Origin of the sequence: Peterkaempfera bronchialis, from assembly GCF_003258605.2 — a bacterium.
Classification (GTDB): domain Bacteria; phylum Actinomycetota; class Actinomycetes; order Streptomycetales; family Streptomycetaceae; genus Peterkaempfera; species Peterkaempfera bronchialis.
In genome coordinates this window covers 1,976,621-1,992,092 of record NZ_CP031264.1, presented here as the reverse complement: position 1 = coordinate 1,992,092, position 15,472 = coordinate 1,976,621, and the positions used below count along the sequence as shown (strand labels likewise).

The 15,472-nt window shown below is 69.9% G+C and carries 9 protein-coding genes; 4 read left to right on the top strand and 5 right to left on the bottom strand.

Annotation, left to right across the window (positions count from 1 at the left end; all coding sequences use genetic code 11):
* Positions 1-25: 25 nt before the first annotated feature.
* The gene (locus C7M71_RS08745; RefSeq protein WP_194104085.1) at positions 26-2,149 is read right to left on the bottom strand and encodes a discoidin domain-containing protein; all 2,124 of its coding nucleotides are present in this window, start codon (positions 2,147-2,149) and stop codon (positions 26-28) included.
* Positions 2,150-2,704: 555 nt separating this feature from the next.
* On the opposite strand from C7M71_RS08745, the gene C7M71_RS08740 reads away from it, so the two are divergent.
* The gene (locus C7M71_RS08740; protein WP_114914680.1) at positions 2,705-5,380 is read left to right on the top strand and encodes a discoidin domain-containing protein; all 2,676 of its coding nucleotides are present in this window, start codon (positions 2,705-2,707) and stop codon (positions 5,378-5,380) included.
* 123 nt (positions 5,381-5,503) lie between these two features.
* Here the strand turns inward: C7M71_RS08740 and C7M71_RS08735 are convergent, their stop codons facing one another.
* On the bottom strand, positions 5,504-5,770 hold the full coding sequence (locus C7M71_RS08735; protein ID WP_111491135.1) for a hypothetical protein: 267 nt from the start codon (positions 5,768-5,770) through the stop codon (positions 5,504-5,506).
* Positions 5,771-5,831: 61 nt separating this feature from the next.
* Here C7M71_RS08735 and holA point away from each other — a divergent pair, with 61 nt between their 5' ends.
* A complete protein-coding gene (gene holA, locus C7M71_RS08730) occupies positions 5,832-6,824 on the top strand; it encodes a DNA polymerase III subunit delta (protein WP_111491134.1) in 993 nt (330 codons plus the stop codon).
* Positions 6,825-7,145: 321 nt separating this feature from the next.
* Here holA and rpsT read toward each other — a convergent pair whose 3' ends face one another.
* A complete protein-coding gene (gene rpsT, locus C7M71_RS08725) occupies positions 7,146-7,415 on the bottom strand; it encodes a 30S ribosomal protein S20 (protein ID WP_111491133.1) in 270 nt (89 codons plus the stop codon).
* Positions 7,416-7,630: 215 nt separating this feature from the next.
* On the opposite strand from rpsT, the gene lepA reads away from it, so the two are divergent.
* Positions 7,631-9,502, top strand: a complete 1,872-nt coding sequence (gene lepA / locus C7M71_RS08720; protein ID WP_111491132.1) for a translation elongation factor 4 — start codon at positions 7,631-7,633, stop codon at positions 9,500-9,502.
* A gap of 75 nt (positions 9,503-9,577) precedes the next feature.
* On the opposite strand, the gene C7M71_RS08715 is transcribed toward lepA, so the two are convergent.
* The gene (locus tag C7M71_RS08715; protein ID WP_322975215.1) at positions 9,578-11,476 is read right to left on the bottom strand and encodes an ABC transporter ATP-binding protein; all 1,899 of its coding nucleotides are present in this window, start codon (positions 11,474-11,476) and stop codon (positions 9,578-9,580) included.
* A gap of 59 nt (positions 11,477-11,535) precedes the next feature.
* Positions 11,536-13,269: an ABC transporter ATP-binding protein gene (locus C7M71_RS08710; protein WP_111491131.1), complete on the bottom strand. Its 1,734-nt coding sequence runs from the start codon at positions 13,267-13,269 to the stop codon at positions 11,536-11,538.
* 288 nt (positions 13,270-13,557) lie between these two features.
* Between C7M71_RS08710 and C7M71_RS08705 the strand changes: the two genes are divergently transcribed.
* Positions 13,558-15,456 carry an AMP-dependent synthetase/ligase gene (locus C7M71_RS08705; protein WP_111491130.1) on the top strand — a complete coding sequence of 633 codons (1,899 nt, stop codon included), beginning with the start codon at positions 13,558-13,560 and terminating at the stop codon, positions 15,454-15,456.
* Positions 15,457-15,472: the final 16 nt, after the last annotated feature.

The window sequence follows — 15,472 nt, the reverse complement described above, 5'->3', positions numbered from 1 at the left end:
GCGCAGGTGGGTCAGCGGCGCGGGGTCACTGGTACACCCGCACGTAGTCCACCAGCATCTTCTGCGGGAAGACGGTGCTCGCGTCCGGCCCGCCGGGCCAGTCGCCGCCCACCGCGTTGTTGAGGATCAGGTAGAAGGGGTGGTCGAAGACCCAGGGCCCCTTGGTCTTCTCCAGGTTGTCGCGGTCCACGGTGAAGAAGTTGTTGCCGTCGACGGAGAAGGTCATATGGGTGGAGTCCCAGTCCACCGCGTAGGTGTGGAAGGTGTTGGCGAAGTCCTGGCCGGGCAGCGTGTACGGCTGGCCGTAGCCGCCACCGCCGTTGTAGGCGGGGGCGTGCAGCGTGGAGTAGACGGTGTCGGGCACCTTGCCGATGTGCTCCATGATGTCGATCTCACCGCTGTACGGCCACGGCGTGCCGGTCTTGAAGTTGGAGCCCAGCATCCAGAAGGCCGGCCAGAGGCCCTGGGTGCCCGACACCTTGATCCGGGCCTCGACGCGCCCATAGGTGATGTTGAGGTGGTCGGAGGTGTTGATCCGGCCCGAGGTGTACTGGCAGGTGGTGCTGCCGGTCAGCGGGTCCGGCGGGCAGCCGGAACCGGGGGTGACCTCCTTGCGGGCCTCCAGGACGAGGTTGCCGTTGCCGTCCTGGTAGGTGTTCTTGTTGCCGGTGGTGTAGTACTCCAGCTCGCCGTTGACGCCCGGGCCGGGGTCGGAGGTCCACTTGGACGCGTCGGGGGCGGTTCCGGCGGCCGCGTTGAACTCGTCGCTCCAGATGAGCTTCAGCGGGTTGCCCGGGTTCGGCGGCAGCGCCGGCGGCGGGGTCGGCTTGCCACCGGTGCCGTAGACGTCGAAGCCCCAGAGCGAGTACCCGTAGCCGTTCGACCGGGCGGTGCCGTACATCCGGACGTAGCGGCCGGTGCCGGTGACGTTCAGGGTCTCCTTGAAGCCGGCGCCCTTGGTGGTGGAGTAGATGCTGGTCCAGTTGTTGCCGTCGGGCGAGACCTGGATCTGGTAGGCCGTGGCGTAGGCCGGGTCCCACTGGAGGACGACCTTGGAGATGGTGGCCGTGGCGCCCAGGTCGACCGCGATCCAGCCCGGGTCGACCCAACCGGTGGTGGCGTTGGTCGCCCAGCGGGTGGCCGGGTTCACGTCGAATGCCTTGGCGGGCGTGCAGCCGCCGCAGTTGGCGTCGTCCTGGTAGGAGGAGGCGGTGGCGGGCTTGCCGTAGGAGAGCAGGGTGGCGTTCCCGCCTCCGTTGCCGCCGGTTCCTCCGTTGCCGCCGGTGCCGCCGTCGGTGCCGCCGGTGCTGCTGGTGCCGGTGGTGTGGACGGTGACCTCCCAGAGGGAGTAGCCGTAGGCGGTGGCGCGCTGGGTGCCGTAGACGCGCAGGTAGCGGCCGGTGCCGGTGATGTTGAGGGTCTCGTTGCCGCCGGGGCCGTTGGTGGTGGTGTAGATGCTGGTCCAGGTGTTGGCGTCGGGTGAGACCTGGATCTGGTAGGCCTTGGCGTAGGCGGTCTCCCAGTTGAGGGCGACCTGGCAGATCTGCTGGGAGGTGCCCAGGTCGATCTGGAGCCACTGCGGGTCGGCTGCGGCGCTGGACCAGCGGGTGCCGTTGTCGCCGTCGACGGCTGCGGAGGCGGGGGTGCCGGCGTTCTCGGTGGAGGACGCGGTGGCGGGCCTGCCCTTGGCGGCGTTGTCGGTGGAGCAGCCGGTGCCGCCCGAGGTGGACCCGTAGACCTGGAACTCCCACAGGGAGTAGCCGTACTGGGTGGCCCGCTGGGTGCCGTACATCCGGACGTAGCGGCCGGTCCCGGTGACGTTCAGGGTCTCGGTGCCGCCCGCGCCGGTGGTGGTGGAGTAGACGCCGGTCCAGTTGCTGCCGTCGGCGGAGACCTGGATCTGGTACGCCTTGGCGTACGCGGTCTCCCAGTTGAGGACCACACGGCTGATCGAGGCGCTGGAGCCCAGGTCCACCTGGAGCCACTGCGGATCGGCTGCGGCACTGGACCAGCGGGTCCCGGTGTTCCCGTCCACCGCCGCCGAAGCCGGCGTACCGGCGTTCTCCGTCGAGGACGCCGTAGCCGCCTTGCCCTGCGACAACAGAGCATCAGCAGCCCGAGCAGAGGGAGCAGTGGTCAGCACCGCCATGAGGCCGGCGAGCAGGGCGGTGGTGAGGGCAAGGGCGACCGTGCGGGGGCCGCGTCGAGCAGGTCTGCCCCGTGCCGGGGCGCCGAGGTGGTGCACTGTCATCACGTCTCCTGGTGGCGGATCCGAAAGGACTGGCGGAAGCCGGCACCGCACCGCGAATCTGCGCAGGGCTGCTCACCGGCGATCAGTGGAGAGAGCGCTCTCTCGCCAAGTCCGGAACAAACCCCCACGTCACAGCGGGGTCGCAGCCGGGCGAGAGTGAGGGTTGCGTCGTGTCCGCGTTACTTCGAGGTGTGATTTAACTCAGGCAAAAAGCCCCCGTCAAGGCTTCGCGCAAGGATGTGGCCAAGCCAGTCCTCCTTCTTGACACCTTGAAGTCTCCGCGACAACACTCGGCGCGGTGAGCGTGTGAGAGCGCTCTCCTTTCGGCGCGCGGTCCACCCATCCCGAGCGCGAGATGCCTGAGCAGCAGGCTTTCTGACGATCCGACAGGTGTCCTCCGCCCGCGCGTCCTCCCCCCATCCCGACACCGTGGAGACCCCCATGACCCCAGCCATGACACGTCCGAGAACGCGTCATCGACTGCCGCTCCTGCTCAGAGGGCCGGCCGCGCTCTGGGCGGCGTTCATAGTCGCGGCCGCCCTGCTGGTCGTGCCCGCGACCTCTGCTCGGGCTGCTGATGCTCTGTTGTCGCAGGGCAAGGCGGCTACGGCGTCCTCGACGGAGAACGCCGGTACGCCGGCTTCGGCGGCGGTGGACGGGAACACCGGGACCCGCTGGTCCAGTGCCGCAGCCGATCCGCAGTGGCTCCAGGTGGACCTGGGCTCCAGCGCCTCGATCAGCCGTGTGGTCCTCAACTGGGAGACCGCGTACGCCAAGGCGTACCAGATCCAGGTCTCCGCCGACGGCAGCAACTGGACCGGCGTCTACTCCACCACCACCGGCGCGGGCGGCACCGAGACCCTCAACGTCACCGGGACCGGCCGCTACGTCCGGATGTACGGCACCCAGCGGGCCACCCAGTACGGCTACTCCCTGTGGGAGTTCCAGGTCTACGGGTCCACCTCGGGCGGCACCGGCTGCTCCACCGACAACGCCGCCAAGGGCAGGCCCGCCACCGCGTCCTCCACCGAGAACGCCGGCACCCCCGCCTCCGCAGCCGTCGACGGCGACAACGGCACCCGCTGGTCCAGCGCCGCAGCCGACCCGCAGTGGCTCCAGATCGACCTGGGCACCTCCCAGCAGATCTGCCAGGTCGCCCTCAACTGGGAGACCGCCTACGCCAAGGCCTACCAGATCCAGGTCTCACCCGACGCCAACACCTGGACCAGCATCTACACCACCACCAACGGCCCCGGCGGCAACGAGACCCTCAACATCACCGGCACCGGCCGCTACCTGCGCGTCTACGGCACCCAGCGCGCCACCGCCTACGGCTACTCCCTCTGGGAGGTCACCGTCCACACCACCGGCACCAGCAGCACCGGCGGCACCGACGGCGGCACCGGCGGCAACGGAGGAACCGGCGGCACTGTGCCCCCGACCGACCCGAAGAACCCGGATCTGGGCCCGAACGTCTACATCGTCGACCCCTCGACGTCCCAGACCGATATGCAGAACCGCCTCAACACCATCGCCACCCAGCAGCACACCAACCAGTTCGGCGACCAGCGCTATGCGGTGCTCTTCAAGCCGGGCAACTACAACGCCGACGTCAACCTGGGCTTCTACACCCAGGTCGCCGGTCTGGGCCTGTCCCCTGACGATGTCAACCTCAACGGCCACGTCCGGGTCGAGGCCGACTGGCTCCAGCAGGGCGACAACCCGAACAACCTCAGCAACGCCACCCAGAACTTCTGGCGCAGCGCCGAGAACCTCTCGGTGACCCTGCCCAACAACCAGGTCGAGCGCTGGGCCGTGGCCCAGGCCGCCCCCTACCGCCGGATGCACCTGCGCGGCAGCCAGATCCAGCTGTGGAACGGCGGCGACGGCTGGGCCAGTGGCGGCCTGCTGGCCGACAGCAAGATCGACGGCCAGGTCGTCTCCGGCTCGCAGCAGCAGTGGTTCACCCGCAACAGCGAGCTCGGCAGCTGGGCCGGCGGCGTGTGGAACATGGTCTTCGTCGGCACGCAGGGTGCGCCGGCGGCGAGCTTCCCCAACCCGCCCGAGACGGTCGTCGGCCAGACCCCGGTGGAGCGGGAGAAGCCGTTCCTGTACGTGGACGGCTCCGGCAGCTACAACGTCTTCGTCCCGGGTGTGCGCCGGAACACCACCGGCACCAGCTGGGGGCACGGCGCGCAGGTCGGCACCTCGCTCTCGCTGAGCCAGTTCTACGTGGTCAAGCCGGGTGCCTCGGCGGCCACCATGAACGCCGCTCTGGCGCAGGGCAAGAACCTGCTCTTCACCCCGGGTGTCTACCACCTCAACGACACCCTGCGGATCACCCGTGCGGACACCGTGGTGCTGGGCCTCGGCCTGGCCACCCTGACGCCTGACACCGGTCTGCCGGCGATCACCGCCGCCGACGTGGACGGCGTCAACCTGGCCGGTCTGCTGATCGACGCCGGTCCGGTGAACTCCCCGACGCTGGTCCAGCTCGGCCCGGCGGGCTCCTCCGCCGACCACTCCAACAACCCCAGCTCGCTGCACGACGTGTTCTTCCGCGTCGGCGGCGCGCACCTCGGCAAGGCGACCGTCAGCCTCCAGGTCAACAGCAACAACGTGATCGGCGACCACATGTGGCTGTGGCGTGCCGACCACGGCAACGCCGGTGTCGGCTGGGACGTCAACACCGCCGCCAACGGTCTGGTGGTGAACGGCAACGACGTCACCATGTACGGCCTCTTCGTCGAGCACTACCAGCAGTTCAACACCCTCTGGAACGGCAACGGCGGCCGGACGTACTTCTACCAGAACGAGATGCCGTACGACGTGCCCAACCAGGCGGCGTGGACCAGCGGCAACGGCAACCAGGGCTGGGCGTCCTACAAGGTCGCCGACTCGGTGACCACCCACGAGGCGTGGGGTGTCGGAAGCTACTGCTTCTTCAACACCAACAACTCCATCGTGGCCAGCCACGCCTTCGAGGTGCCCAACACCCCGGGGGTCAAGTTCCACAACCTGGTGACGGTGTCGCTCGGTGGCGTGGGCACCATCAGCCACGTGATCAACAACACCGGGGCGGCCGCCAACCTGGCCAACCAGCAGTCCTACGTCACCAACTACCCGTAGACCGCGACGGGTCGGCAGCAGGACTGAACACAGCACTGAACACAGGACTGAACACAGCACTGAACATCTGACGGGCGGGGGCCGCGCATCGCGGCCCCCGCCCCGCGCTGTCCGGGCCCCCGCTCAGCCTTCCTCGCCCCAGCCGTCGTGCTCGGCGGCGAGCGCATCGACGGCGTCCCGCAGGTCGGCGGTCCAGACGGCGGCGGGCTGGTCCAGGACCACCAGCCACTGGGCGTCCTCGGCGTCGTCCTCACCGGCCAGTGCCTCGCGGACCAGTTCCGGTTCGCCGAGCGCGGGCCAGCGGCGGCCGACCTCGGCGGCGACCTCCTCCGCCGCGTCGCGGTCGGGGAGGACGAGCAGTCGGCGGACGGGGTGGGCGTGGTCGTTCACGCGGCCATTCTCCCCGGTCGCCGGGGAGGACTGTCAGCGGGTCGTGGGATGCTGGTGGGCGATGGCCAGGAAGAGCGCACCCGACGACCTGCTCGCCCCGCTGACCCTCGCGGTCGGCCAGGAGGAGCTGCTGCTGGACCGTGCCGTGGCGCAGGTGGTGGCGGCTGCCAGGGCCGCCGATCCGGACACCGATGTACGCGACCTCGCCCCCGGCGCCCTCCAGCCCGGCACCCTGGCGGAGCTCACCTCGCCCTCGCTCTTCGCCGAGCGCAAGGTGGTGGTGGTCCGCGCCGCCCAGGACCTGGCCGCCGACACCGTCAAGGACGTCAAGGCATACCTGGACGCCCCCGCCGACGAGGTGATCCTGGTCCTGGTCCACGCCGGTGGCGCCAAGGGCAAGGGGCTGCTGGACGCCGCGCGCAAGGCCGGCGCCCGCGAGGTGCAGTGCGCCAAGCTGGCCAAGGCGGCGGAGCGGCTGGCGTTCGTCAAGGGGGAGTTCCGCACCGCCGGGCGGTCGGCCGCCGAGGAGGCATGCCGGGCGCTGCTCGACGCCATCGGCAGCGATCTGCGCGAGCTGGCCGCCGCCGTCGGCCAGCTGGTCGCCGACACCGACGGCTCCATCGACGAGGCCGTGGTCGCCCGCTACTACAGCGGCCGGGCGGAGGCCACCGGCTTCGAGGTGGCCGACCTGGCGGTGACCGGCCGCACGGCCGAGGCGCTGGAGCGGCTGCGCTGGGCGCTGGCGGTGGGCCAGCCGCCGACCGGCATCACCTACGCCCTGGCGTCCGGGGTGCGGAGCATCGGGCGGCTGGCCACCGCCGGGCGGAACATGCGCCCGGCCGACCTCGCCCGGGAGCTGGGCATGCCGCCGTGGAAGGTCGACCGGGTGCGCCAGCAGATGCGCGGCTGGACCGGCGACGGGGTGGCCGCCGCCCTCACCGCCGTCGCCGAGGCCGACGCCGCGGTCAAGGGCGGCTCCGACGACCCCGCATACGCCCTGGAGCGGGCCGTGGTCTCGGTCTCCCAGGCGTCACGCTACGGCCGAGGCCGCTGACAGACCGGGCACACCGAAACAGGCCCGGACGGGGTCGCCGACGCGCCTGTGTACCACGTGCATCCTGCGTACCGAACGCGAACTGCCCGCCAGGGCATCCCCTGGCGGGCAGTGGTCGGCTGGCCTGTGGCCGGCCGGTTCGCTTGGTGAAGCTGTGCACCGCACCCGCGTGGCGAACGCAGGCCGCGTGCGGTGCGAGGTCGTGCTGCCGCGACGGGACCGGGTAGAGGGCCGGTCCGGGTCGGGCGGGGGTGGCCGTGGAGGGCGGCGGTTGAGAGGGACCGCTGCGCCGTCCGGCCGGGTGCCGCGAGGAGCCTGGGGTCAGGCGGCCTTGGCGGTGTTCACGCGCTGGGCCAGGGCCGACTTCTTGTTGGCGGCCTGGTTCTTGTGGATGACGCCCTTGCTCACGGCCTTGTCGAGCTTCTGGGACGCCTCGCGGGCCAGCACGGTGGCCTTCTCGAAGTCGCCGGCCTCGGCGGCCTCGCGGGCCTTGCGGACAGCGGTCTTCAGCGAGGACTTGACGGCCTTGTTGCGCAGCCGCGCCTTCTCGTTGGTCTTGTTCCGCTTGATCTGGGACTTGATGTTCGCCACGAAGGAGCCTCAGTCTGGTCTGGGTCGGGATTGAGCGCGCCCGCGTAGTCGTACGCAGGCGCAGCAGGCCACGTTACCAGGGGCGGTTCGGCCACCCAAACCGGCTCGGCCGCCGCCCGGCGGCCGAGCCGCCCGGTAGCGCCCCGAGCGGGCGGGCGTCCGCTCATGGGACTATGGGAGGGACGTATCGATCCCCTGAGAATCTGGACCACTAGGTGCCCGCGACTTCCAACACCGTGCCGGAGCCCAGCCGCACCGACCCTGCGCTGATCCGGAACTTCTGCATCATCGCCCACATCGACCACGGCAAGTCGACGCTCGCCGACCGGATGCTCCAGCTCACCGGGGTGGTGGACCAGCGGCAGATGCGCGCTCAGTACCTCGACCGGATGGACATCGAGCGTGAGCGCGGCATCACCATCAAGTCGCAGGCCGTCCGGTTGCCCTGGGCGCCGACGGTCGGCGAGGGCGCGGGCCGCACCCATGTGCTGAACATGATCGACACCCCCGGCCACGTGGACTTCACCTATGAGGTGTCCCGGTCGCTGGCGGCCTGCGAGGGCACCGTTCTGCTGGTGGACGCCGCCCAGGGCATCGAGGCGCAGACCCTCGCCAACCTCTACCTGGCGCTGGAGAACGACCTCACCATCATCCCGGTGCTCAACAAGATCGACCTCCCGGCCGCCCAGCCCGAGAAGTACGCCGCCGAGCTGGCGCACATCATCGGCTGCGACCCCGAGGACGTCCTCAAGGTGAGCGCCAAGACCGGTATGGGCGTCGAGGCGCTGCTGGACGAGGTCGTCGCCAAGATCCCGGCCCCGGTCGGCAACGCGGACGCGCCCGCCCGCGCGATGATCTTCGACTCGGTGTACGACGCCTACCGGGGCGTGGTCACCTATGTCCGGGTGATCGACGGCAACCTCACCAAGCGCGAGCGCATCGCCATGATGTCCACCGGCGCCACCCATGAGCTGCTGGAGATCGGCGTCATCTCCCCGGAGCCCAAGGCGTCCGACGGGCTGGGCGTCGGCGAGGTGGGCTACCTGATCACCGGGGTGAAGGACGTCCGGCAGTCCAAGGTCGGCGACACCATCACCTCGATGCACAAGGGCGCGACCGAGGCACTGGGCGGCTACAAGGACCCCAAGCCCATGGTGTTCTCCGGCCTCTACCCGCTGGACGGCTCGGACTACCCGCTGCTCCGCGACGCCCTGGACAAGCTGCGCCTCAATGACGCGGCCCTGGTCTATGAGCCGGAGACCTCGGTGGCGCTGGGCTTCGGCTACCGCTGCGGCTTCCTCGGCCTGCTGCACCTGGAGATCATCCGGGAGCGGCTGGAGCGTGAGTTCAACCTCGATCTGATCGCCACCGCGCCCAATGTGGTCTACCGGGTGGTGATGGAGGACGGTACCGAGCACATCGTCACCAACCCCAGCGAGTTCCCCAACGGCAAGATCGCCGAGGTGCATGAGCCGGTGGTGCGCGGCACCGTGCTGGCGCCCAATGAGTTCGTCGGCGCCATCATGGAGCTGTGCCAGACCCGCCGGGGCAACCTCCAGGGCATGGACTACCTCTCCGAGGACCGCGTCGAGCTGCGCTACACCCTGCCGCTCGCCGAGATCGTCTTCGACTTCTTCGACCAGCTGAAGTCGAAGACCCGGGGCTACGCCTCGCTGGACTACGAGCCGATCGGCGAGCAGGAGTCCCAGCTGGTGAAGGTCGACATCCTGCTGCACGGCGACAAGGTGGACGCCTTCTCCGCCATCGTGCACAAGGACAAGGCGTACAACTACGGCGTGCAGATGGCCGGCAAGCTGCGCGAGCTGATCCCGCGTCAGCAGTTCGAGGTGCCGATCCAGGCTGCCATCGGCTCCCGGGTGATCGCCCGCGAGACGGTGCGCGCCATCCGCAAGGACGTCCTCTCCAAGTGCTACGGCGGTGACATCTCCCGTAAGCGGAAGCTGCTGGAGAAGCAGAAGGAGGGCAAGAAGCGGATGAAGATGGTGGGCCGGGTGGAGGTCCCCCAGGAGGCGTTCATCGCCGCGCTCTCCACCGACTCCGACAGCCCGTCCGAGAAGAAGAAGTAGGACCCACGCAGCCCGTACGAAGGGCGCCCCGGGAAGCAGTTTCCCGGGGCGCCCTTCGGCATGTACGGCCGTGCGTCAGTCGACCTCGGCCACCGCCGCCGAGAACTGCGCCGCATACAGCCGGGCGTAAGCGCCGCCCGAGGCCAGCAGCTCGGCGTGCGAGCCCTGCTCCACGATGGCGCCCGACTCCATCACCAGGATCACATCGGCGTCCCGGATGGTGGAGAGCCGGTGCGCGATCACAAAGCTGGTCCGCCCCGACCGCAGGGTGGCCATGGCCCGCTGGATCAGCACCTCGGTACGGGTGTCGACCGAGCTGGTGGCCTCGTCCAGCACCAGGATCACCGGCTCGGAGAGGAACGCCCGGGCTATGGTGATCAGCTGCTTCTCGCCCGCGCTGACCCCCGAGCCCTCCTCGTCGATCACCGTGTCATAGCCGTGCGGCAGGGTGCGGACAAAGCGGTCCACATGCGCCGCCCGCGCCGCCGCCACGACCTGCTCCCGGGTGGCCCCCTCGGCGCCGTAGGCGATGTTCTCCTCGATGGTGCCGCCGAAGAGCCAGGTGTCCTGGAGCACCATGCCGATACCGGACCGCAGTTCCTCGCGGGACATGGCGGCGATGTCCACCCCGTCCAGGGTGATCCGGCCGCCGGTCGTCTCATAGAACCGCATCAGCAGATTGACCAGGGTGGTCTTGCCGGCGCCGGTGGGGCCGACGATGGCCACCGTCTGGCCCGGCTCCACCGCCAGCGACAGCCCCTCGATCAGCGGCTTGTCCGCCTCATAGCGGAAGGAGACGTCCTCGAAGGCGACCGTGCCGCGCAGCTCGGCGGGGCGGGCGGGCTTCGACGGCTCCGCGGACTGCTCCTCGGCGTCCAGCAGCTGGAAGACCCGCTCGGCGGAGGCCACCCCGGACTGCACCAGGTTGGCCATGCTCGCGACCTGCGTCAGCGGCTGGCTGAACTGCCGCGAGTACTGGATGAACGCCTGCACCTCGCCGATCGACAGCGCGCCGGAGGCGACCCGGAGCCCGCCGACGACGGCCACCAGCACATAGTTGAGGTTGCCGATGAACATCATGGCGGGCTGGATGATGCCCGAGATGAACTGCGCCTTGAAGCTGGAGGCGTACAGCTCCTCGTTGTGCGCCCGGAAGGTCTCCGCGGACTCCTGCTGCCGGCCGAAGACCTTGACCAGGGAGTGCCCGGTGTACATCTCCTCGATATGGCCGTTGAGCTTGCCGGTGGTCCGCCACTGGGCGACGAACTGCGGCTGGGCCCGCTTGCCGACGGCGGTCGCCACCACGACCGAGACCGGCACCGTGACCAGGGCGATCAGTGCCAGCAGCGGGGAGAGCCAGAACATCATCACCAGCACGCCCACGATGGTGAGCAGCGAGTTGACGACCTGGCCCATGGTCTGCTGGAAGGTCTGCCCGATGTTGTCGATGTCATTGGTGGCCCGGCTCAGCACCTCGCCGCGCGGCTGCTGGTCGAAGTAGCCCAGCGGCAGCCGGGAGAGCTTGGCCTCCACCTGCTCGCGCAGCCGGAACACGGTGCGCTGGATGACCAGCGCCGCCAGCCGGCCCTGGAGGATGCCGAGCACACCCGCGCCGACGTAGATCAGCAGCACCCAGAGCAGCACATGGCCCACGGCGTCGAAGTCGATGCCCTGCCCGGGGGTGAAGTGCATCGAGCTCAGCAGGTCGGCCAGGGTGGACTGGCCCTGCTGCCGCAGATGCTGCACCGCCTCCGCCTTGGTGGTGCCGGACGGCAGCCGGCGGCCGATCACCCCGGAGAAGATCAGGTCGGTGGCGTGGCCCAGGATGCGCGGCCCCAGCACCGAGAGCCCGACGCTGACCACGCCGAACGCCAGCACGGCCGCGACGAGCGCCCGCTCCGGACGCAGGGTGCCCAGCAGCCGCTTCCCGGAGCCCTTGAAGTCCATGGACTTCTCCACCGGGCCGCCGCTCATGAAGCGGCCCGGTCCCGCCATCGGCGCCGGGCCACGGCGCGGGGCCGTCTTGGGGATGCTCACGCGGCCTCCTCCTCGGTCAGCTGGGAGAGCACGATCTCCCGGTAGGTGGCATTGCCGTCCATCAGCTCGCCATGGGTGCCGGTGCCGACCACGCTGCCCTCGTCCAGGACGACGATCCGGTCGGCGTCCCGGATGGTGCTGACCCGCTGGGCGACGATCACCACGGTGGCGTCGGCGGTCTCCCGGGCGAGCGCGGCCCGCAGGGCGGCGTCGGTGGCGTAGTCCAGCGCCGAGAAGGAGTCGTCGAAGAGGTAGATCTCCGGCCGCCGCACCAGCGTCCTGGCGATGGCCAGGCGCTGCCGCTGCCCACCGGAGAGGTTGCTGCCGCCCTGGGCGACCGGCGCCGCCAGCCCCTCCGGCAGCTGCTCGACGAAGTCGCGGGCCTGCGCCACCTCCAGGGCGTGCCACAGCTCCTCGTCGGTGGCGTCCGGGTTGCCGTAGCGCAGGTTGGAGGCGACGGAGCCGGAGAAGAGGTACGGCTTCTGCGGCACCAGGCCGACGGTGCGGGCCAGCAGCGCCGGTTCCAGCTTCCGTACGTCCACCCCGTCGACCAGCACCGCGCCGCCGGTGGCGTCGAAGAGCCGGGGGACCAGCCCCAGCAGGGTGGATTTGCCGCTGCCGGTGGAGCCGATCACGGCGGTGGTCTCGCCGGGCCGCGCCTCCAGGTCGACCCCGCGCAGTACGGACGCCTCGGCGCCCGGGTAGCGGAAGTCGGCCCCGCGCAGCTCCAGGTGCCCGTGCCGGGCCAGGGACCGTACGGGGGCGGTGGGCGGGACGACGCTGGAGTCGGTCTCCAGCACCTCCTGGATGCGCTCGGCGCAGACCTCGGCGCGCGGCACCATCATGAACATGAAGGTGGCCATCATCACCGACATCAGGATCTGCATCAGATAGCTGAGGAAGGCGGTCAGCGCCCCGATCTCCATGCCGCCGCTGTCGATCCGGTGGCCGCCGAACCAGAGCACGGCGACGCTGGAGACGTTCACCACCAGCATCACGGTGGGGAACATCAGCGCCATCAGCCGGCCGGTCTGCAACGAGACGTCCATCAGCTCGTCGTTGGCGCGGGCGAACCGCTGCTGCTCATAGCGGTCGCGGACGAACGCCCGGATCACCCGCAGGCCGGTGATCTGCTCCCGCAGCACCCGGTTGACGATGTCGAGCCGCCCCTGCATGGTGCGGAAGAGCGGGCGCATCCGGCGGACGATCAGGCTCACCAGGATGCCCAGTACCGGCACGATCACCACCAGCAGGGTGGAGAGCGGCACATCCTGGTTGAGCGCCATGATGATGCCGCCGACGCACATGATCGGTGCCGAGACCATGAGCGTGAAGGTCATCAGCACCAGCATCTGCACCTGCTGGACGTCGTTGGTGGTCCGGGTGATCAGCGAGGGTGCGCCGAAGCGGCCGACCTCGCGGGCGGAGAAGGACTGCACCTGGTCGAAGACGGCGGCCCGCACATCGCGGCCCAGGGCCATGGCGGTGCGGGCGCCGAAGTAGACCGCGCCGACGGCGCAGACGATCTGCACCAGGGTGACGCCGATCATCACCCCGCCGGTGCGCATGATGTAACCGGTATCACCCTTGACCACGCCCTGGTCGATGATGTCGGCGTTGAGCGTGGGCAGGTAGAGCGTGGCGATCGTCTGTATCAGCTGGAGCAGCACAAGCAGCACGATCGGCCTGGTGTAGGGCCGCAGATGGGCCCGGAGGAGTCTGATCAGCACGCGGATTCTCTCGGAGGTGGCGGACGGTGGGCTGGAACGGGGCGGGGTCCATCATCGGTTATTCCGGTGCGTTCGCGTATCGGATATCCGACCTCGGTCCGAGGACCGAGCGGCCACCGGCTGCCGGGACCCTACCGGCGCCCGTGCGCACCAGTCCCCACCGGGGACTTTGCAATGCCGAGCGCCCCCTTACGCCACGGCCGGTTTCCCCCTACGCTGACCGTTGCTTGCGAGTTACCCGCCAGTTAACAACGTCGTTGATCGGCACTCGGTCCCCCGGAGGTAGCCGTGAATTCCGCGCAATCACTGATCGAGAACCGCCCCACCTCCGTGGCCCACCTCTTTCTCTCCCGGGTCGAGGCCACACCGGACCGGGAGGCGTACCGCTACCCGGTGCCGGTGGACGAGCAGGCCGCCGACAGCACCCCCGGCGCCGAGCAGTGGCGGTCCATGACCTGGGCGCAGGCGGCCGAGCGGGTGAAGGCCATCGCGGCCGGGCTGATGGCGCTGGGGATCCTCCCCGAGGAGCGGGTGGCGATCTCCTCCTCCACCCGGATCGAGTGGATCCTCGCCGACCTGGGCGTGATGTGCGCGGGAGCCGCCACCACCGCCGTCTACCCCTCCACCAACGCCGACGAGACCACCTACATCCTCGCCGACTCCGGCAGCCGGGCGATCTTCGCCGAGGACGCCGCCCAACTCGCCAAGGTGCTCGGCGAGCGGGCCCAGCTGCCCGAGCTGGGCCATGTGATCGTCTTCGACGCCCCCGCCGAGCTGCCCGAGCCCGAGGGCGTCGAGGTGCTGTCGCTCGCCGAGCTGGAGGCCCGTGGCGCGCTCCACCTCGCGGACCACCCGGACGCCGTCGCCAAGACCGTCCAGGCCATCGACCGCGAGCAACTGGCCACCCTGATCTACACCTCGGGCACCACCGGCCGCCCCAAGGGCGTCCGCCTGGTGCACGACTGCTGGGCGTACCAGGCCGCCGCCCAGGTGGCCTCAGGGCTGCTCGTCGAGGGCGATATGCAGTTCCTCTGGCTGCCGCTCTCGCATGTCTTCGGCAAGACCCTCACCTCCGGCGCCATGCAGCTCGGCGTGGTCATCGCGGTCGACGGCCGGGTGGAGCGCATCATCCACAACCTGCCGGAGGTGAAGCCCACCTATATGGCGGCGGCGCCACGGATCTTCGAGAAGGTCTACAACGGCATCGCCGCCAAGGCCCGCGCCGGGGGCAGCGCCAAGTACCGGATCTTCCAGTGGGCGGCGGGGGTGGCCCGGGAGTACGCCAAGGCCACCGAGCGGTCCGCGGTGCAGACCGGCACCCGCTCCGCCCCGCTCGCCCTCACCGTGCAGCACGCCCTCGCCGACAAGCTGGTCTACGCCAAGATCCGGGAGGCCTTCGGCGGCCGGATGCGGGCCTGTATCTCCGGCAGTGCGGCCCTGGCGCCCGACATCGGCTACTTCTTCTCCGGCGCCGGCGTCCACATCCTGGAGGGCTACGGCCTCACCGAGACCAGCGCCGGTTCCACGGTCAACCGAGGCGAGGGCTACCGGATCGGCACCGTGGGTCCGCCGCTGCCCGGCACCGAGGTCCGCATCGCGGAGGACGGCGAGATCCTGCTGCGCGGCCCGGGGGTGATGCGCGGCTACCACAACCTGCCGGAGCAGACCGCCGAGGTGCTGGAGAGCGACGGCTGGTTCCACACCGGTGACATCGGCGAGGTCGACCCGGACGGCTTTCTGCGCATCACCGACCGCAAGAAGGACATGTTCAAGACCTCCAGCGGCAAGTATGTGGCGCCCAGCGAGGTCGAGGGCCGGTTCAAGGCGGTCTGCCCCTTCGTCGGCAATGTCCTGGTGATCGGCAGCGGACGGAACTACTGCACCGCGCTGATCACCCTGGACGAGTCCGCGATCATGCCCTGGGCCAAGGCCCACGGCCTGGCCGGCAAGTCCTATGCCGAGGTCTGCGCCTCCGCCGAGGTGCACCGGCTGATCGACGGCTCGGTGGCGCGGCTCAACGCCGGGCTCCAGCGCTGGCAGACGGTCAAGCGCTTCACGGTGCTGCCGCGCGACCTGGACATCGAGCACGGCGAGCTCACCCCGAGCCTCAAGGTCAAGCGCCCGGTGGTGGAGCGCCGGTACGCCGAGGTCATCGAGTCGATGTACGAGGGCGCCCGGGAGGCATGACCCCGGCGGCCCGGCG

What these genes read in the sequence shown, in the direction of transcription:
- C7M71_RS08740 (WP_114914680.1), top strand. Translation starts at nt 2,705, where the DNA reads ATGACACGTCCGAGAACGCGTCATCGACTGCCGCTCCTGCTCAGAGGG.
- C7M71_RS08715 (WP_322975215.1), bottom strand. Translation starts at nt 11,476, where the DNA reads ATGAGCGGCGGCCCGGTGGAGAAGTCCATGGACTTCAAGGGCTCCGGG.
- C7M71_RS08745 (WP_194104085.1), bottom strand. Translation starts at nt 2,149, where the DNA reads ATGGCGGTGCTGACCACTGCTCCCTCTGCTCGGGCTGCTGATGCTCTG.
- holA (WP_111491134.1), top strand. Translation starts at nt 5,832, where the DNA reads ATGGCCAGGAAGAGCGCACCCGACGACCTGCTCGCCCCGCTGACCCTC.